Raw genomic sequence first — 17,697 nt, 5'->3', positions numbered from 1 at the left:
TAAAATTGCCCAGGCTGATAAAAGGAAAAGACCATGGCGCAAAATATTTATGACGATCCGGCTTTTTTTGCCGGTTATGCCACATTAGATCGTTCGGTTAAGGGGCTGGATGGCGCACCGGAGTGGCCGAGCGTGCAGGCGTTGCTACCGGAGCTTGCCGGAAAAGAGGTGGTTGATCTCGGGTGCGGCTATGGCTGGTTTAGCCGCTATGCCTGCCAGCAGGGCGCGCACTCCGTGCTGGCGCTGGATGTCTCCGAAAAGATGCTGGAGAAAGCCATCAGCCTGGGCGATAACCCGGCAATTGCCTGGCAGCGAGCGGATCTCGAAACCCTGCAGCTGCCCGCACAGACCTTTGATGTCGCCTTCAGCGCGCTGGCGCTGCACTATGTCGAAGCACTACCGGCGATGCTGGCGGTGGTGTTTGCGGCACTGAAGCCCGGCGGCCAGTTTATCTTCACGGCCGAACACCCTATCTATACCGCGCCAGCCCGGCAGGGCTGGCATATTGATGACAACCAGCAGAAATCCTGGCCGGTCAGCGGCTATCAGCAGGAAGGCCAGCGCGTCACTAACTGGTTTGCTGATGGCGTGATCAAACAGCATCGCACGCTGGCGAGCTGGATTAATATGCTGATTGCCGCAGGGTTTGTTATCAGCGCGCTGGATGAGTGGGGGCCAACCGCAGAGCAGGTCGCTCTACAGCCGGCGCTGGCAGAAGAGCGCGAGCGGCCAATGATGTTTATTATGGCTGTACATAAGCCGCCAGCCTAATCAGTGATGGCCGGGCAGAAGGTGCTCGTGGTGGCGCAGATCCAGCGGATTATTCTCCGCCTCATCAAGCAGCGACAGCCACTGGCGCACGTCCACCTCCTGCCACGCCAGATGCCCGGCGGTGGTGCCCATCAGCACCACATCCGGGCGCAGCGCGCGGTAAAATTCAAGCGTCTGGCGCAGGTCTGCTTCATTACTCTCCTCGACCAGCACCGTTACCCAGCGATCGCGGGATAATGTGACAGTGTCACCGACAAACAGATAGGTTTTACCGTGCGGTGAGGCATACAGATAGCTGGTGCTGCCCGGCGTGTGTCCCGGGGTGGGCACGACGTGGAAGCTGCCGCAGTGAACTTCCGCAGCATTAAAGGTGGCATCGGCTTCCGCAAAGCGGCTCACCTGGCCCAGCGCCCGCGAGTGGCAGTAGAGGGCCGAGTTAAAACGCTGCTGTAACAGCCGCACGCCCGGGCCAGCCTCGTGCCAGTGGGTTAAGTAGTGGCGGATAATCCCGCCCCGATCGGCAATGACCTGGTGATCTTCCGGGTTCTCGACCCGTGAAATCAGCAAATTACCGCGCAGATGCTGCAACAAAAAGCCGTGCATCATCAATTCTGGTTCCTCTTCGCCTGCAGGAAACTCAGGCGTGGATATCCAGAGATCTTCATACAGCTGCTTCATGTCTGCGCTCCTAACGATCAGCGCAGCGTCGGGTAACCTGTCAGCGTCAGTGAGCCGGTGGTACCGCTGACGTTCAGCTGCCCGTGCGATCCCAGGGGCAGCGTGACGGTGTCGGCACTGTGGCCAAAGGCCAGACCGCTGACCACCGGAACACCGGTCAGGTCGCGGATCAGGTTCCAGACGCTGGCAAAATCATAGCCGTTGTCGTAGTCGGTCAAAGTGGTTCCGCTAAAGCTGCCGGTGACAATGGCACTCTGGCGGGCAAGGATCCCGCTGTAGTGCAGTTGCAACAGCATGCGTTCAATGCGGAAAGGGTGTTCGTTCACGTCTTCGATCACCAAAATGCCGCCGTCGAACTCTGGCAGCCAGGGGGTGCCAATCAGCGAGGCGATCATGGCCAGATTGCCGCCCCAAACCGTGCCTGATGCAGTAACGGCGGGAGAGGCTGTCTGCCATTCCAGTGTTAATTTAGGCGAAGTCAGGGCGCGCCAGAAGTGGTCGAGGGTGAATTCAGATAAAGTCTCAGCGCCGAAATTCCCGGCCAGCATCGGCGCGCTAAAGCTGACAACGCCACTTTTCGCCAGCAGCGCCAGCTGAATCGCCGTGAAGTCACTGTGCCCGCACAGCGCCAGCGGGGCATTGTTCAGGCGCTCGGCCAGCGCTGAATAGTGGATGTCGGGCAGCAGGCGGCTGGCTCCGTAGCCGCCACGCACCGCCAGCACGATGTCCGGCAGCGTTTCCAGCCGCGCCAAATCGTTGATATCGGCGAGTCGCTGGCTATCGCTGCCGGCAAAACGCTGCTCGCGCCGGGTAATCACGTCACCGTTGTCTACGCGATGGCCCTCGGCCCGCAGGTGGGCAACGCCGCGCTCGGCGGCTGCCGGATTATGGCAGAAGCCGGAAGGGGCAATCAGATGAATGTTGCGTGGGGTTATCGCCATAATCGTCACTTTGCTGGTTTTTTATGCGCCGTCGTGGATTTATTTCCTCCGGCGGCGGTCCAATTTCTCCGTATGGCCCAGATGATGACGAATCGCAGCGGCGAAGTCACTGGTAGCGCGCACAAATTAGGAGTTACGGCAATTCTCAGACCTGCGGTAACCCGTATGATAACGCCAGACTAAAGGCGCAAAGGATAAAATAAGCGTGAGAAAAAGCGTGCAGAAAAGCGTGAAAACGGTCGCGATAGCCGCGGCCTTAATGCTGGCAGGGTGCTCCAGCCAACCCGAGAGAAAAGTGGCTCATCAGCCGGATACCCCGCTGACGCAGGCACCGCCTTCCAAAGTGGCGAGTGCATGGTCAATGATGACCGAACAGGCGGCGCAGCGTAACGGCATCGACCAGAAGCTGATTGAAGCGATCATCACGGTTGAATCGGGCGGCAATCCAACGGTAGTCAGCAAGTCGAATGCCATTGGATTGATGCAGATTAAAGCCTCAACGGCAGGGCGGGAAGTGTATCGCGCTGCGGGTTTGCGCGGTCAGCCGAGCAAATCGGAACTGCGCGACCCGGTCAAAAATATTGATATCGGTGCCGCCTACCTGCGTATTTTGCAGGAGCAGCAGCTGGCGGGTATCCGCGATCCGAAAACCCTGCGTTACGCCACTATCGTCTCCTACGCCAACGGCGCCGGTGCGCTGCTGCGCACCTTCTCTCGCGACCGTGACCGCGCGATTGCGATGATCAACGCCATGAGCCCGGAAGAGTTTTACCACCACGTGCAGGAAAAACATCCGGCGGCACAGGCTCCGCGCTATCTGTGGAAAGTGACCACCGCTTACCGCACCATCTGACGCTTACTGGAAGCGGTTGGCCTTATCACGCGCCAGCCGCTCCAGCGAGAAGATCACCTGCTGCAGCACGCGCTCCTGCCCGGCATTGAGCGACAGGAAGCGTAAGCTGAGGCGCGGCGTGACGATGGTTTCGCTTTTGCTGCCGACCACGCTGCGTTTACCTATAGTTATCAGCTGAGCATCCACCTCAAATCGCCCATACTCTCCCATCTCCACGCGCAGCTTTTTGATACTGACGCCGGGCGCTAACCCTTCAGGCAGCGCATCGTCGGCCAGCACGCCAATGCCACCCAGCGACAGATCCTGCAAGCGCAGGCGACCCTCACCGGAGCCATCCGGCCACGGAATATAGCAGTAGAACACCGGACTGAGCGGGGCATTGACGCGGAAAAACTCGCGGCGCTGGATCATCCATAACAGTTCTGGCAGAGCGGCGCTAAACGCGGGTAGGCCTTCATGCTCGCTCAGGCTGAGCGCGGGCAGGGCAAATTCAACCTTAGCGCCGCGCATTTCGGCGGTGACGTGCAGCTCCCGGGCTTCTTTAGCCAGCTGGTTATCGTAGTCGTTGCTGCCGTAATCCAGCACCAGGCTCTCTTTGTCGGCATACAGCAGGCGGGTGATGAACTGACCGCGCGGGTGTGAAACCATCACCGGCGTCTGATGTTCCAGCAGATCGCGCAATACGGCGAGGACCGCCAGCGGCCCGCGTTTAAGATACTGCTCTTTATCGTCCTCTTTCACATCCAGCTCCAGTCCAGGTGCAAATCATGCGGTTAGCCACTCTGTTACGGTTATCGGCAAGCCTGCGTCGGGCTTTACGGATTTTTTACAAAAGTTTCTCTGAAACTCTGGATTTAAATCACAGACTTATAATCTTCGCCTATACTAAGGGCGTGTTAAACAGTGACGGTTAAATCACAAGATATTAAGGAGTTATCAATGGGTATTCTTTCATGGATCATTTTTGGTCTGATTGCCGGTATTATCGCCAAGTGGATCATGCCGGGTAAAGATGGTGGTGGTTTCATTATTACCATCGTACTGGGTGTGGTGGGTGCAGTGGTAGGTGGCTGGATCAGCACCTTCTTTGGCTTCGGCAAAGTTGACGGCTTCAACTTCGGCAGCTTTGTTGTCGCGGTGATCGGTGCGATTGTCGTGCTGTGGATCTACCGCAAAGTCCGCAGTTGACCGGCAGCATGAATTAAAAAAAGGGAGGCTGATGCCTCCCTTTTTGCTGCCTGCGGTTTAGAAATCGTAACCGACGGTAGCGATCACGCTGCGCTCGGCACCGAGGTAACAGTTGGTGGTGCTGTAGCAGGCGGCGATGTAATCGCGGTTAAACAGGTTGTTGGCGTTAACCTGCACATACGCACCCTTCAACTGGCTGTTCCAGCCGCCAAGATCGGCACGCACCGATGCATCGACCAGCGTCACCGACGGCACGCGCGCGGTGTTCTCGTCGTTGGCCCACTGCTTACCGATGTAACGCACCCCGGCCCCGGCACTGATGCCGTAATCAAACTGGTAATGCGCCCAGGCGGAAGCCATCTGGTTTGGCGTCAGCAGCGGGGTGTGGCCCGAATTGCCGTCCAGCGACTCTTTATAGCGCAGGCGGTTCAGGGTGTATCCGGCGATGGTGCTGAGGCGCGGCGTCAGCTGATTACGCGCTTCCAGCTCAATCCCCTGCGAATGCACTTTACCGGCCGGCACATAGCTGGCGCTGCCAATGTCATTGGCATCACGCGTGGCGACATCTTTCTGCGTCAGGTCATACAGCGCGGCGGTATACATGTCGTTGGTGCCCGGCGGCTGGAATTTCACCCCGGCTTCATACTGCTCAGAAGTCGACGGCTTCAGCGCATTGCCGTCCTTGTCATTCAGGCTGGCAGGCGTGATGGCCTGCGCGTAACTGACGTAAGGGGAGATCCCGCTGTCAAAGGCATACAGCAGGGAAGCGCGCCCGCTGATGTGATCGTCCTGGCGGCGTTTGCTGATGTCGGTGCTGTGGTTGTCCTGCTGCGAAACAATGCGGTCGTAGCGGCCGGAGACGTTGGCGTGCCACTTATCCCACTGCATCTCATCCTGCAGGTACAGCCCGCTCTGATAGTAATGGCGCGTGGTGTTATCCTGATAAGTTACCGCCACGCCGTGCGATGCGGTGGCACCGGTGAACGGATCGAGCGGGCTGGCAGTCCCGGCGCCAGTCCAGACGTCATTGGTAAAGCGATGATACTCCGCACCCACCACCACTTTGTGCTGCAGCTCGCCGGTAGCGAAATCCGCTTCCAGCTGGTTATCGGTCGACCAGCCGTCAAGCGAGCCGCGGGAGCCGCTGTAGCCGCGCGCCAGTTGGTTACTGTTGCCGATCCAGCCGGTCTGATACACCTGATCCAGCGCCACGCTGCTGTGGGTATAGCTGGCGTTGGAGCGCACCGACCAGATTTCATTAAAGCGGTGTGAGAATTCGTAGCTGTAGATCTGCTCGCGGCGCTTGTACTGCTGGACGGAGCTTTCACCTTCGTTGAAGCCATCCTTCAGCCACTGGCCATTGTGCTGGGTCAGCGTGCCGGAGAGCGGCGTGGAGCCGTGGTAGCCGCCGGCCGGATCTTTTTGCAGATAGGCGCGCAGCAGCAGCGAGGTATCTTCGCTCGGCTGCCACAGCAGAGCAGGGGCGATAGCGTAACGCTCTTCGCGCGAGTTGTCGTACTGGGTATCGCTGGTCTGCGTCATCCCCGTCAGGCGAAATGCCCACTGGTCGTTAATCGCATTGGTGTAGTCAAATGCCGCACCCCTGGTGTTCTGCGATCCACCCGTCAAGCGGAAGTGGCCCTCGGGGGCAAACTGCGGGCGCTTCATGGTGATATTCACCAGCCCGCCCGGCACCGTCTGGCCGTAGAGGGAGGATGACGGGCCTTTAATGATATCCAGCCGCTCAATGAACCACGGGTCGATCTGCATGATGTTATGGCTGCCGCCGTCGCTCATCAGACGCATGCCGTCAAGGAACAGGTTATCGACGTCGCCGCCGTGGAAGCCGCGCAGGGCGATGGTATCAAAACGCGTGGCGCCACCGCCGAAGTTGGAGAATACCCCCGGGGTATAGTTCAGCGCCTGGCTGACCGTGTTAGCCCCCTGGTCAACAAACTGCTGGCGCGTCACCACCGAGATTGACTGCCCGGTGGTGATCAAGGGTTCATCGGTTTTGGTCGCCCCGGTAGAGGTGGTCGCGGTGTAGCCCTGCGTCGGGCTATCGGCGGTTTGCGGCGGAGCGGCAGTGACCACCAGAGTTTCATTGGCGGCCAGGGTAATACCGGGAGCGGTCATGGCGATAGCGCACAACAAGACGGAACGCTTCAGGTTGTAAGTCATTGTTTTAATAGTCCATTGTGAGGTACAGGCGGCGCCCCGGGAAGAGTAATGGGGCCAGCGAAAAGCGCCACTCTCGGCTAAACACAAAACGATATGAGAATGACAATGAGAATTGTTAGTTTTTAGTAAAGAAATTTCAACCCTAAATTTTGTAGGTAAAGGGGCAATATCAGTCTGAAGGGAAGAGATCGGGTGAGGATTAAGTCAGGGCGATCGGTCGATCGCCCTGGTGAATAGCGCGTCAGATTAGTTGGCGGGTTTCGCTGCGCTGATATCGCCAACGTTATTACAGGTCACCCCTTGCGGGCAGTAGAGATCCATCAGCTTAAGCGTGACGCCGTTGGTCCAGCCGAAGCCGTCCTGCAGCGGGTATTCACCGCCGCCGCCGCCGCCCAGCCCTTTCCCTTCCACCACGTATTTCTCCACCAGCTTGTGTTCCTTGTCGTAGGTGGTCTGCACGTTTTGCAGGAAGCGCATGCCGATCTCTTTTGCCAGATCCTGCTGGCCGTAGTGATTCAGCCCTTCGACGGCTGCCCACTGCAGCGGCGCCCAGCCGTTCGGCGCGTCCCACTGCTGGCCATTATTAACGGTGGTGGTCACCAGCCCGCCCTCTTTTAGCAGTTGCGCCTTCACCGCCGCGGCGGTACGGCTGGCGTGCTCATCGGTGGCCGCCTGCAGATAGAGCGGGAACAGGGCGGCAGCGGTCAGCTGCGGGCGCACGCTGTTTTTCTTCCAGTTGTAGTCGGCGTACCAGCCCTGCTTGTCATCCCACAGATACTGGTTGATTGCCTGCTGACGCTTTTGCGCCAACGCGGCGAAGCGCTGGCTGGCCTCATCCTGTTTGGCGACTTTACTGGCTTTTGCCAGCGTCTGCTCAAGGTGGAACATCAGGGCGTTCAGATCCACCGGTACAATCTGCGTGGTGTGGATGGTCGACAGATCGCCGGGCTTATCAAACCAGCGCGAGCTGAAGTCCCAGCCGGAAGCGGCTCCGGCGCGCAGATCGCGGTACAGCTCCGGCTCGTCGCGGCCGCTGGCCTTCTGCGCGGTGGCGATATCATCCATATAAGATTCGGTTCGCGGCACGTCGCGTGCATCCCAGTAGCGATTGAGCAGGGTGCCATCTTTCAGCTTCACCACGCGCTTGCTGGCGTGGCCCGCTTTCAGCGCGTCGCTGTCGGCGTCCGCCATCCAGTAGTTGTACTCTTTTTGCAGCTGCGGCAGGTATTTGCTGTAGACCGCGTCGCCGTCGTGTTTCGCCAGCAGGTCGACCATCATGCTAAAGAACGGCGGCTGCGAGCGGCTGAGGTAGTAGCTGCGGTTACCGTTCGGGATGTGACCATATTTGTCCAGCTCGGTGGCGAAGTTATCGACCATGTCCTGCACGCGATCCCAGTGGCCGCTCTCCGCCAGCCCCAGCATGGTGAAGTAGCTGTCCCAGTAATAAACTTCGCGGAAGCGCCCGCCCGGCACCACGTAAGGCTTCGGCAGCGGCAGCAGGGAGTCCCACTGGCTTGCCTGGGTGGTGGAGCGCGTCAGCACCGGCCACAGGCCGTTGATATGCTCACGCAGGCTCTGGCCGGCTGGCGGCACGTACTTATCTCCTTCCGCCGGCAGGGTAAAGTTGGTGGCGACAAAGCGCTTGAGGTCGAAGTTGCGCTGGCTTTTCTGCATCTGCCAGTCGCTGAGGATCGATGTGGGATCGTTTTTTGGTACCGCATCGGCGAAGGTTTTCTGGTCGGGGTAGAGCTTGGCGGCCTGCACCGCGTGGAACAGCGGCCCAAGGCGCACATCCGGCGGCTGCGGCGTGCTGTTTAACATTCGCTGATTATCTTCTGCCTGAAGCGAGAAGCTGACGGCAAGGGCACCGGCCAGCAGTAGTGGGGTGAACAGGGGCATATTCCGTTGACGTTTTTCGGCTCTTCTCATCAGCAATTCTCCATGTCCAGATCGTAGGCGATCTGTAAGTTATTGAGCATACGAAAAACTTTAGACGACAATTGGCAAATATTCAGGAATTGATGCGGCAAAATGTGAGTCAGAAGGGATTTTTGGCTAGCGCCGCCCGTGGTGAGGCGGCGGATAAAGCGTCTACTGGCCGAGCAGCGCGCGTTGGAAAGAGAGAATATGCGCGCGCGTCGCCGCGATAGCCGCTTCACTGTCGCGGGCGGCTAATGCGTTGATAATCGCTTCATGCTCCGCCACCACTTCGTACATATGGCTCTCCCGCGACAGGGTGGTGGCCCAGAAGCGCTGCGCCTGCGCGTGGATTACGCTGAGGATATCCGCCAGACGGCCATTCGCGGCAATCGCGGCCAGCGTCTGGTGAAACTGCTGATCGAGCATCATCATTGCCGCGCGGTCACGCGTGTCGCAGGCGGCGGCGATCTGCTGATTCAGGTTACGCAGCGTGCTGAGCGCGGCTTCCGTTATATGCTGAGCGGCAAGGCGCACGCATAAACCTTCATTCGCCAGACGCACTTCGATCAGCTCCTGCGCATCGTCAATCGACAGCGGCGCCACCATCACCCCCTTACGCGGGATGACCTGCAGCAGCCCCTCTGCTGCCAGACGGTGCACCGCCTGGTTCACCGGGGTGCGCCCCATCTCCAGATCGGCCATGACCTGCGCGGTGTTGAGGTATTCGCCTGGGCGGTAGCGCAGGGTGATGAGCGCCTGCTTGAAACGCAGATAGGCCAGCTCATTCAGCGACAGGACGCGGGCTTTGGGGAGGGAATTCAGGGGATAGAGTTCTTCAGCCGACACGCTTTTCTCCAACAAATGTTGACCTGCTTTGCATTCTACACAAAAACATGGCACGAAAATCGCTTTGTTTAAAGTAGAGTGAAATTTCACAGTAATTTCAACTGGAGCCAGCGAACCATGAATCTCACCTTTAATCGCGCATCAGAAACAGAAAATGAAATTAATGTTGTTGTAAATCATCTAATTATAGCAGGGTGGACCGGCAGGGATGAAGCCGCTGTACTGCACCATATCCATGAGCTCGAGGCGCTGGGTGTGCCCCGTCCTGGTGCAGTGCCGCTGTTTTACCGCGTTACGGCGAACCAGCTTAGCCAGCATGCCCAGCTGGAAGTGGTGGGCGAGGCGACGTCAGGGGAGGCCGAACCGCTGATCTTTGCCCATCAGGGCAAGCTGTGGCTGTCGCTGGCCTCTGACCATACTGACCGTGAGTTCGAGGCGGTCAGCGTGGCGATGTCAAAGCAGCTGTGTATCAAACCGGTGGCGCACACGGCCTGGCCACTCGACAGCGTGATTGCCCGCTGGGATTCCCTGATCCTGCGCTCCTGGATCAAAGAGCAGGGGGAGTGGCAGCTTTACCAGCAGGGCACGCTGGCCGCCATGCGCACGCCGCAGGATCTGATGGACCGCTACGGCACGGCATTTCGCGACGGCATGGCGATGACCTGCGGGACGCTGGCGGCCATTGGCGGTATTCGCCCGGCGGCAGAGTTCCGCATGGCGCTGGTTGATGAAGAGGGTGGGCGCACGATTACTCACCAATACCACACGCACGCTCTGCCGGTGGTGGCATAAGCGGCCGTATCTGACTGAACCCGGAGACTGACCATGACCATTTCGGAAACTGAAGTAACCCTGCATCAGCGTGAACAGGCCGCTGGCAAGAACACCCCGCACACCGCCCGTCTCGCGGCGGCCAGTTCAGTCGGCACCGCGCTGGAGTGGTATGACTTCACGGTCTACAACATTATGGCGGCGCTGATATTCAACCATGTGTTCTTCCCGTCGTTCGACCCGCTGGTCGGCACCATTCTGGCGTTTTCAACCTATGCGGTAGGCTACGTTTCGCGCCCGATTGGCGGCATGGTCTTCGGGCATCTGGGTGACGTGCTTGGCCGGCGCTTTGTGCTGGTCACCACGCTGGTGATCATGGGCGTCACCACGGCGATGATGGGGCTGCTGCCCGGCTATGCCAGCTGGGGGATCTGGAGCCCGGTGCTGCTGGTGGCGCTGCGCTTTATTCAGGGCATTGCGCTCGGCGGTGAGTGGGCCGGGGCGGTACTGCTGTCGATGGAGCACGGTCAGCCGCACCAGCGCGGGCGCAACGCCTCGTTTGCACAGGTTGGTCCCTCTTGCGGCACGCTGATTGGCACTGGCTTTATCACTCTGGTGACCCTGCTGCTGCCCGCCGAGGCATTTCAGGAGTGGGGCTGGCGTATTCCGTTCCTGCTGAGCCTGCTGCTGGTGCTGTTTGGCCTGTGGGTGCGCCGCAGCGTGGGTGAAACTCCGGCGTTTTTACAGCTGGAGAAAGCGCATAACACTACCCAGACTCCGCTGAAAGAGGTATTTACCCAGCATCCGCGCGCGCTGCTGATCGCCGGTGGCTCGCGCATTGGCTCTGACGTGCTGTATGCGCTGGTGGTGGTGTTCACGCTGACCTATGTCACGACGGTGCTTAACCTGCCGCGTCCGCTGGCGCTAATGGCGACCATGCTCGGTGCGTTGGGCAATGCAGTGACCGTACCGCTGTTTGGCGCGCTTTCCGATCGCCTTGGCCGCCGCCCGGTGTATCTGATGGGTGCGCTGCTGGCGATGGTCTGGGCCTTTGTCTTCTTTACCCTGCTCGACAGCAGCCAACCGCTGTTAATTTGCCTCGCGGTGATTGGCGGCCTGCTGATCCACGCCATGATGTATGGCCCGCAGGCGGCATTTGTCACCGAGCAGTTCCCGACGCGGGTACGCTACGCCGGTTCATCACTGGCCTATACGCTGGCGGGCATTGTCGGCGGAGGCTTTGCGCCGCTGATCATCACTTCGCTGTATAAAGAGATGGGCAGCACGCTGGCGGTGTCGCTGTACGTCTGCGCAGCGCTGCTGATAACCGGGGTATCAGTATGGTTAGCCAAAGAGACCGCGCATAAACCGTTATAACGGCAGTGGCCGACCGCTTTTCTGGTCGGCCAGCGGCGGCTGGTGCAGAGACGGGCTGAGCGAAAAAGCGGGTCAACCCCTACGGATATGCGGTACGCGTCGTGGCCGAAACGGGTTGACCGAAAAAGCGGGTCAACCCCTACGGGTATGCGGTACCTGTAGTGGCCGACCGCTTTTCTGGTCGGCCAGCGGCGGCTGGGTGAGAAACGGGTTGACCGGAAAAGCGGGTCAACCCCTACGGGTACGCGTATTGGCCGACCGCTTTTCTGGTCGGCCAGCGGTGTCTGTGTCAGAAACGGGTTGACCGAAAAGAGGGTCAACCCCTACGGGGAATGCGGCACGCGTAGTGGCCGACCGCGTTTCTGGTCGGCCAGCGGTGGCTGGGGCAGAAACGGGTTGACCGAAAAGGATGGTCAACCCCTACGGGTATGCGGTACGCGTCGTGGCCGAAACGGGTTGCCCGAAAAAGCGGGTCAACCCCTGCGGGTATACGGTACCTGTAGTGGCCGACCGCTTTTCTGGTCGGCCAGCGGTGGCTTGGTCAGAAACGGGTTGACCGAAAAGGATGGTCAACCCCTACGGGTATGCGGTACGCGTCGTGGCCGACCGCTTTCCTACGGGGTATGCGGTATGCGTAGTGGCCGACCGCTTTTCTGGTCGGCCAGCGGCGGCGGGTGCAGAGACGGGCTGACCGAAAAAGAGGGTCAACCCCTACGGGGTAGGCGATATTCGTCGTGGTTGAGACGGTCAAGATGCCACTGCCGGGGATTATTTCTGATATAGGTGCGGATGTTATCTAACTCATCTTGATTACGAATAACCCGGTCGTAAAACCCCCGTTGCCAGATGGGATGCAGGCGGTTGGCTTCTTTACTGACGCTGCCTTTAAAAAGCGCCATCAGGGTGCTCAGCGAACAGGATTGACTCTGAGTCAGCCAGATAATGCCATGCAGGTGGTTGGGCATGATGATGAATTCATCCAGCTGAATGCCGGGAAAGCGCGGCGCCAATGCCTGCCAGTGGCGGTTAACGGCGTCAGACAGGTGATTCGCCAGCAAGTTCTCATTCTGCATTTCACCGAAGAGATGCTGCCTGCAGTGGGTCACCAGAGTGACGAAATAGGCGCCGGGGTGGTGATAGGGATAGTGGGGCAGACGCATCGATTTCCGTTTTAGCATGATTAATCCTCCTCAAACGGCACAGTAGACGCGGCAGGTCGTTGGGGTAAAGCGTTGTGCGGTTGTTTTCAGAGGCATTACGCGAAACGTCACGCGTTGACAGGTTTTCGTCGTGGACGATCGCTTTTTGGGTCGGACAAAAACGGGTTGACCGAAAAAGAGGGTCAACCCCTACGGGTATGTGGTACGCGTCGTGGCCGAAACGGGTTGACCGAAAAAGAAGGTCAACCCCTACAGGTATGCAGTACGCGTCGTGGTTGAATAAAAAATCACCACCCATTACAGATTCACGCAGGTCTCTTCGTTCAGGCCCAGCATAATATTCAGGTTCTGCACCGCGGCACCGGAGGCTCCTTTACCGAGGTTATCGAGGCGGGCCACCAGAATGCTCTGGCGCTGCTCTGCATGGCTGAAAACGAACAGCTCCATATTATTGGTATTGTTCAGCGCTTCCGGCAGCAGATACGGCGCACTGTCGGCATCCAGCTGGTTCAGCTCATGCACCTTGATAAATGGCTGAGCGGCATAGCACTGCGCCAGCGCCTGCTGCAGCGGTTCACCGTCAACGTCGTTCAGCGGGATAAACACCAGCATCCCCTGGGCATAATCACCTACCGCAGGCTGGAAGATCGGGCGGCTGTTCAGCCCGCTCCATGCCTGAATCTCTTTCAGATGCTTATGGTCAAAGCCCAGCCCGTAAGCCGCGTAGCCGGTTCCCGCCTGCTGGTACTTTTCAATCATCTGCTTGCCGCCGCCGCTGTAGCCGGAAACCGCATTGATCGCCAGCGGCCGATCGGCCTGCAGCACACCGGCCTGGGTCAGCGGGGCCAGCAGGGCGATAGCGCCGGTGGCATAGCAGCCAGGATTTGAGACGTGGCTGGCAGCACGAATTTTCTCACGCTGATCGGCAGCCAGTTCCGCCAGGCCGTAAACCCAACCGTCTGCCACGCGGTGCGCGGAGCTGGCATCCAGCACGCGCGCGCCGACGTCATCTGCCAGCGCTACCGCTTCACGCGCGGCGGCATCGGGCAGGCAAAGGATGGTGACATCGGCCTGTTTCATCAGTGCCTGGCGGGCGCGGGCATCTTTACGCTGCGCCTCATCAATGTTGAGCATGTCAATCTGCGGATGGTTCACCAGGCGCTGCTGAATCTGCAATCCGGTGGTGCCCGCCTGACCGTCAATAAACACGCGATATCTCTGACTCATTACCATCTTCGCCTTAAAAATTAGGATGTCGCCAGATTATGAAAGATTTGTCGCGACGCGACAATGTGAAATGACTGAATAATTGATAATTTTGCATAAAAAATCATAAATTACCGGGCTGAATGCAATAAAAAGGGCGGCCCCTGAGAGAGGGGCCGCCCGTGGGAAAGGCATAAAACAACGATTCAGACTTTCACTTTACGCATTTTGCACACTGGGTGTCGTGGATCTTCTGGAAGAAATCGTTGCCCTTATCATCGACCAGAATAAAGGCCGGGAAGTTTTCAACTTCGATTTTCCAGATCGCTTCCATACCCAGTTCCGGGTACTCCACGCACTCCAGGCTCTTGATGCTCTGCTGCGCCAGTACGGCCGCCGGGCCGCCGATGCTGCCGAGGTAGAAGCCGCCGTGCTTATGGCAGGCATCGGTCACCTGCTGGCTGCGGTTGCCTTTCGCCAGCATGATCATGCTGCCGCCGTTGGCCTGCAGCTGATCGACATAGGAGTCCATACGCCCTGCGGTGGTTGGGCCAAGTGAGCCTGACGCGTAGCCTTCCGGCGTTTTGGCCGGTCCTGCGTAGTAGATCGGGTGATCCTTCACGTACTGCGGCAGGCCTTCGCCGCTGGCAATACGCTCCTGCAGCTTGGCGTGGGCAATATCACGCGCCACGATGATGGTGCCGCTCAGCGACAGACGGGTCGAAACCGGGTACTGCGACAGCTGGGCGAGGATCTCTTTCATCGGACGGTTGAGGTCAACGTGGACCACTTCGCCTTCACCCTGCTGGCGCAGCTCGGCCGGAATATACTGGCCCGGATTGTGTTCCAGTTTCTCAATCCAGATACCGTCGCGGTTGATTTTCGCCTTCACGTTTCGGTCAGCCGAACAGGAAACCCCCATGCCTACCGGGCAGGAGGCGCCGTGGCGCGGCAGGCGGATCACGCGGATATCGTGGGCAAAGTATTTACCGCCGAACTGCGCCCCCAGGCCGAGATCCTGCGCGGCACGCAGCAGCTCCTGCTCCAGCGCCACGTCGCGGAACGCCTGACCGTGCTCGTTACCTTCGGTTGGCAGGCCGTCGTAATAGTGGGTCGACGCCAGCTTAACGGTTTTCAGCGTGCTTTCGGCCGACGTGCCGCCAATCACAAAGGCGATATGGTAAGGCGGGCAGGCTGCCGTGCCGAGGGTGCGCATCTTGTCGGTCAGGTAATCTTTCAGCTTACCCGGGGAGAGCAGCGCCTTGGTCTCCTGGTAGAGATAGGTTTTGTTCGCCGAGCCGCCGCCTTTGGCGATGCACAGGAACTTATATTCGTCACCGTCAACGCTGTACAGGTCGATCTGCGCAGGCAGGTTGGTGCCGGTATTGACCTCTTTATACATATCCAGCGCCGCATTCTGTGAATAGCGCAGGTTATCTTCGATGTAGGTGTTGTACACGCCCTGCGACAGCGCCGCTTCATCGCCGCCGCCGGTCCAGACGCGCTGGCCTTTTTTACCGGTGATGATCGCGGTGCCGGTATCCTGGCAGGTCGGCAGAATGCCTTTGGCCGCAATCTCGGAGTTACGCAGGAACTGCAGCGCCACGTATCTGTCGTTCTCGCTGGCTTCCGGGTCGGCCAGAATTGCCGCCACCTGGCGCTGGTGCGCCGGGCGCAGCATAAAGGAGGCGTCGTGGAACGCCTGCTGCGCCAGCAGCGTCAGCGCCTGCGGTTCCACTTTCAGGATCTGCTGGCCGTCAAACTCCGCCACGGAGACGTGCTGGTCGGTCAGCAGATAGTATTCGGTATCCTCTTTGGCAAGAGGGAAGGGATTTTGGTAGTAGAAAGGTTTATTCGACATTGTTTTCTCACTTAATGACCGGTTGCCGCCGGGCTCTGGCGCACAACATCACTGGCGATAATGCGTTGTTTTTATCCTGCCGGTCTCAGGAGCGAGACCGGCGGGTAGGGGAATGGTATTACATTGTTGCAACATCTGCATGGTTCATCGTGGCTCTGTGATGAAAATCATCAGAACATCATCACCATCCACGGATAGCCAATCAGCATCAGTGCGCAAAGGAAGATGGCGCCGAAGATGGTGCCAAGGCGCCAGTAGTCTTTGGTTGGCAGGTAACCGCTACCATAGTAAATCGGGCTTGGGCCGGTGCCGTAAGGGGTGATAATGCCCATTAAACCCAGTGAGGTACACATCATCAGGCAGAACACCGGCATGTTGATGCCCGGGATAGAGGCCGCGATGGTCAGCATGGCCGGTAACAGTGCGGTGGTATGCGCCGTGGTACTGGCAAACAGGTAGTGCAGCAGGAAGAAGGCAATCATCAGCGCCACCGCAGAAACCTGCGGGTCGTAACCCTGCAGCAGCTGGCCACCCTCTTTACCCAGCCAGGCGATAAAGCCAACGCGTGCCAGGCCGTCCGCCAGCGCCACCAGGGTAGCGAACCAGGCAAAGGTATTCCACGCCGGTTTGTTGCTGGTGATGTCGTTCCAGTTCAGCACGCCAGTCCACAGCATCAGCACCACCACCAGCAGGGCGGCCATCGCCGGCTCAATCCAGGCGGTAGCGAAAATCCACATCAGCAGGGCAGAGACCACGAACACCAGCAGCAGGATTTCGTTACGGGTCAGCTTACCGAGTTTTTCCAGTTCGCCGATCGCCCAGCGCGGCACTTCATCGTTGAACTTCACTTCCGGCGGGTAGAACCAGTATGCCAGCAGCGGCATGGTCAGCAGCAGCAGCAGGCCCAGCGGCAGGAAGGCGAGGAACCACATGCCCCAGGAGATATCAAACCCGATAATGCTTTTCACCAGCGCCAGCGCCAGCAGGTTAGGCGCCAACGCCGACAGGAACATTGAGCTGGTGATACAGGCGGCGGTGATGGCGACCCACATCAGGTAAGAACCGATTTTACGCGCGCTTGGGTCATTCGGTTTTGAACCGTACAGCGGCGGCAGGTTAGCAATAATCGGGTAGATAGTGCCGCCGCTGCGCGCGGTATTGGACGGGGTGAACGGGGCCAGCAGCAGGTCCGCGAAAGTGATGGCGTAGCCGAGCGTCAGGCTGCGGCGGCCAAGATACTTCACCAGAATCAGCGCCAGACGGCGCCCAAACTGCGTTTTGTCATAGCCAGCGGCGAACATAAAGGCACCAAAGATCAGCCAGACGGTGGAGTTACCAAATCCGCTAACCGCCCACTTAAACGCCTGCGTTGCCGTTTTAAATTTCGGATCGGCCAGCTCAGCCGGGCTGAACAGTAGCCACTGACTGAACAGCGCGATCACCACCACGCCGGTCAGCCCGATAACGGCCCCCGGCAGCGGTTCGAAGATCAAACCGACAATCACGCCGACGAAGATGGCGAAGAAGTGCCAGGCGTAAGGTTCCAGTCCTTGCGGAACCGGCACCAGTAACAGCAGCACCGCGACCAGCACAGGCAGGAAGAGCATGATCAGGTGTTTTTTTTGCCCCGAAGAGGCTGGAGCAGCCTTCGCGGGTTCACTCATCACTGTTGGTTTCATAGTTTTTATCTGCAAGTTAAGAAGAATGCGGTAGAAGATGTCCCGGTATCTCATTGATGATTTTTTTACTTACTTTTCTGTTTATATCGTTGTTTGACCGAAACGTCCAAAAATAATTTTTGCTGGCCCCGATAATTTCTGAGCTTATTTACTGGGTGGATAGGAATATAATGATACTTCTCTAAATATAGACTTTGATCGAGATCAATAAAAATAAATTTGTGATTTTATTTTTTAACAATCGCCGTTAATTAGACGATGGCAG

The 17,697-nt window shown here is 58.5% G+C and carries 15 protein-coding genes; 5 read left to right on the top strand and 10 right to left on the bottom strand.

The annotated features are described in order from the left end of the window. Positions 1 to 33: 33 nt before the first annotated feature. On the top strand, positions 34 to 771 hold the full coding sequence (locus tag J2Y91_RS21070; RefSeq protein WP_048916294.1) for a class I SAM-dependent methyltransferase: 738 nt from the start codon (positions 34 to 36) through the stop codon (positions 769 to 771). On the opposite strand, the gene J2Y91_RS21065 is transcribed toward J2Y91_RS21070, so the two are convergent. After that, complete coding sequence (locus tag J2Y91_RS21065; protein WP_048916293.1) at positions 772 to 1,449, bottom strand: MBL fold metallo-hydrolase; 678 nt, start codon at positions 1,447 to 1,449, stop codon at positions 772 to 774. It abuts the gene before it with no gap. 17 nt (positions 1,450 to 1,466) lie between these two features. Further along, complete coding sequence (ldcA, locus tag J2Y91_RS21060; protein ID WP_133623412.1) at positions 1,467 to 2,390, bottom strand: muramoyltetrapeptide carboxypeptidase; 924 nt, start codon at positions 2,388 to 2,390, stop codon at positions 1,467 to 1,469. A gap of 217 nt (positions 2,391 to 2,607) precedes the next feature. Here ldcA and emtA point away from each other — a divergent pair, with 217 nt between their 5' ends. Next, positions 2,608 to 3,243, top strand: coding sequence for a membrane-bound lytic murein transglycosylase EmtA (gene emtA, locus J2Y91_RS21055; RefSeq protein WP_133625045.1), 636 nt, complete (start codon positions 2,608 to 2,610; stop codon positions 3,241 to 3,243). A gap of 3 nt (positions 3,244 to 3,246) precedes the next feature. Here the strand turns inward: emtA and J2Y91_RS21050 are convergent, their stop codons facing one another. Beyond that, on the bottom strand, positions 3,247 to 3,984 hold the full coding sequence (locus J2Y91_RS21050; protein ID WP_133623413.1) for a flagellar brake protein: 738 nt from the start codon (positions 3,982 to 3,984) through the stop codon (positions 3,247 to 3,249). 198 nt (positions 3,985 to 4,182) lie between these two features. Between J2Y91_RS21050 and J2Y91_RS21045 the strand changes: the two genes are divergently transcribed. Further along, positions 4,183 to 4,431 carry a GlsB/YeaQ/YmgE family stress response membrane protein gene (locus J2Y91_RS21045; protein ID WP_048916290.1) on the top strand — a complete coding sequence of 83 codons (249 nt, stop codon included), beginning with the start codon at positions 4,183 to 4,185 and terminating at the stop codon, positions 4,429 to 4,431. Between the two features lie 57 nt (positions 4,432 to 4,488). On the opposite strand, the gene J2Y91_RS21040 is transcribed toward J2Y91_RS21045, so the two are convergent. The 3 genes from J2Y91_RS21040 to J2Y91_RS21030 all read right to left on the bottom strand — a co-directional run bounded on the left by J2Y91_RS21040 (position 4,489) and on the right by J2Y91_RS21030 (position 9,378). Next, complete coding sequence (locus J2Y91_RS21040; protein WP_133623414.1) at positions 4,489 to 6,612, bottom strand: TonB-dependent siderophore receptor; 2,124 nt, start codon at positions 6,610 to 6,612, stop codon at positions 4,489 to 4,491. 246 nt (positions 6,613 to 6,858) lie between these two features. After that, positions 6,859 to 8,541 (bottom strand): alpha,alpha-trehalase TreA, encoded by a 1,683-nt coding sequence (gene treA, locus J2Y91_RS21035; RefSeq protein ID WP_133623415.1) that lies wholly within the window; start codon positions 8,539 to 8,541, stop codon positions 6,859 to 6,861. Between the two features lie 162 nt (positions 8,542 to 8,703). Continuing rightward, the gene (locus tag J2Y91_RS21030) at positions 8,704 to 9,378 is read right to left on the bottom strand and encodes an FCD domain-containing protein (RefSeq protein WP_253539300.1); all 675 of its coding nucleotides are present in this window, start codon (positions 9,376 to 9,378) and stop codon (positions 8,704 to 8,706) included. A gap of 117 nt (positions 9,379 to 9,495) precedes the next feature. Between J2Y91_RS21030 and J2Y91_RS21025 the strand changes: the two genes are divergently transcribed. Together J2Y91_RS21025 and J2Y91_RS21020 are read left to right on the top strand one after the other, a co-directional pair. Continuing rightward, entirely contained in the window at positions 9,496 to 10,170 is a 675-nt protein-coding gene (locus J2Y91_RS21025) for a DUF2848 domain-containing protein (RefSeq protein ID WP_133623416.1), read from the top strand. Positions 10,171 to 10,203: 33 nt separating this feature from the next. After that, positions 10,204 to 11,526, top strand: coding sequence for an MFS transporter (locus tag J2Y91_RS21020; RefSeq protein ID WP_133623417.1), 1,323 nt, complete (start codon positions 10,204 to 10,206; stop codon positions 11,524 to 11,526). Between the two features lie 704 nt (positions 11,527 to 12,230). Here J2Y91_RS21020 and J2Y91_RS21015 read toward each other — a convergent pair. The 4 genes from J2Y91_RS21015 to J2Y91_RS21000 form a co-directional block, all read right to left on the bottom strand. Then, positions 12,231 to 12,704, bottom strand: coding sequence for a transposase (locus J2Y91_RS21015; protein ID WP_133623418.1), 474 nt, complete (start codon positions 12,702 to 12,704; stop codon positions 12,231 to 12,233). Positions 12,705 to 12,983: 279 nt separating this feature from the next. Next, positions 12,984 to 13,913, bottom strand: coding sequence for an N-acetyl-gamma-glutamyl-phosphate reductase (argC, locus tag J2Y91_RS21010; protein WP_133623419.1), 930 nt, complete (start codon positions 13,911 to 13,913; stop codon positions 12,984 to 12,986). 193 nt (positions 13,914 to 14,106) lie between these two features. Then, positions 14,107 to 15,753 carry a class I fumarate hydratase FumA gene (gene fumA, locus J2Y91_RS21005; RefSeq protein ID WP_048916283.1) on the bottom strand — a complete coding sequence of 549 codons (1,647 nt, stop codon included), beginning with the start codon at positions 15,751 to 15,753 and terminating at the stop codon, positions 14,107 to 14,109. 170 nt (positions 15,754 to 15,923) lie between these two features. After that, on the bottom strand, positions 15,924 to 17,432 hold the full coding sequence (locus J2Y91_RS21000) for a DASS family sodium-coupled anion symporter (protein WP_133623420.1): 1,509 nt from the start codon (positions 17,430 to 17,432) through the stop codon (positions 15,924 to 15,926). Between the last annotated feature and the right edge of the window lie 265 nt (positions 17,433 to 17,697).

Source organism: Erwinia aphidicola (genome assembly GCF_024169515.1).
In the GTDB taxonomy this organism is placed as follows: domain Bacteria; phylum Pseudomonadota; class Gammaproteobacteria; order Enterobacterales; family Enterobacteriaceae; genus Erwinia; species Erwinia aphidicola.
This window is presented reverse-complemented; position numbering and strand designations above follow the sequence as displayed.

Coding starts and splice junctions, on each gene's coding strand:
- J2Y91_RS21000 (WP_133623420.1), bottom strand. CDS start 17,432: ATGAAACCAACAGTGATGAGTGAACCCGCGAAGGCTGCTCCAGCCTCT.
- J2Y91_RS21040 (WP_133623414.1), bottom strand. CDS start 6,612: ATGACTTACAACCTGAAGCGTTCCGTCTTGTTGTGCGCTATCGCCATG.
- J2Y91_RS21045 (WP_048916290.1), top strand. CDS start 4,183: ATGGGTATTCTTTCATGGATCATTTTTGGTCTGATTGCCGGTATTATC.
- J2Y91_RS21025 (WP_133623416.1), top strand. CDS start 9,496: ATGAATCTCACCTTTAATCGCGCATCAGAAACAGAAAATGAAATTAAT.
- fumA (WP_048916283.1), bottom strand. CDS start 15,753: ATGTCGAATAAACCTTTCTACTACCAAAATCCCTTCCCTCTTGCCAAA.
- argC (WP_133623419.1), bottom strand. CDS start 13,913: ATGAGTCAGAGATATCGCGTGTTTATTGACGGTCAGGCGGGCACCACC.
- J2Y91_RS21020 (WP_133623417.1), top strand. CDS start 10,204: ATGACCATTTCGGAAACTGAAGTAACCCTGCATCAGCGTGAACAGGCC.
- treA (WP_133623415.1), bottom strand. CDS start 8,541: ATGAGAAGAGCCGAAAAACGTCAACGGAATATGCCCCTGTTCACCCCA.
- J2Y91_RS21070 (WP_048916294.1), top strand. CDS start 34: ATGGCGCAAAATATTTATGACGATCCGGCTTTTTTTGCCGGTTATGCC.
- ldcA (WP_133623412.1), bottom strand. CDS start 2,390: ATGGCGATAACCCCACGCAACATTCATCTGATTGCCCCTTCCGGCTTC.
- J2Y91_RS21065 (WP_048916293.1), bottom strand. CDS start 1,449: ATGAAGCAGCTGTATGAAGATCTCTGGATATCCACGCCTGAGTTTCCT.
- J2Y91_RS21015 (WP_133623418.1), bottom strand. CDS start 12,704: ATGCTAAAACGGAAATCGATGCGTCTGCCCCACTATCCCTATCACCAC.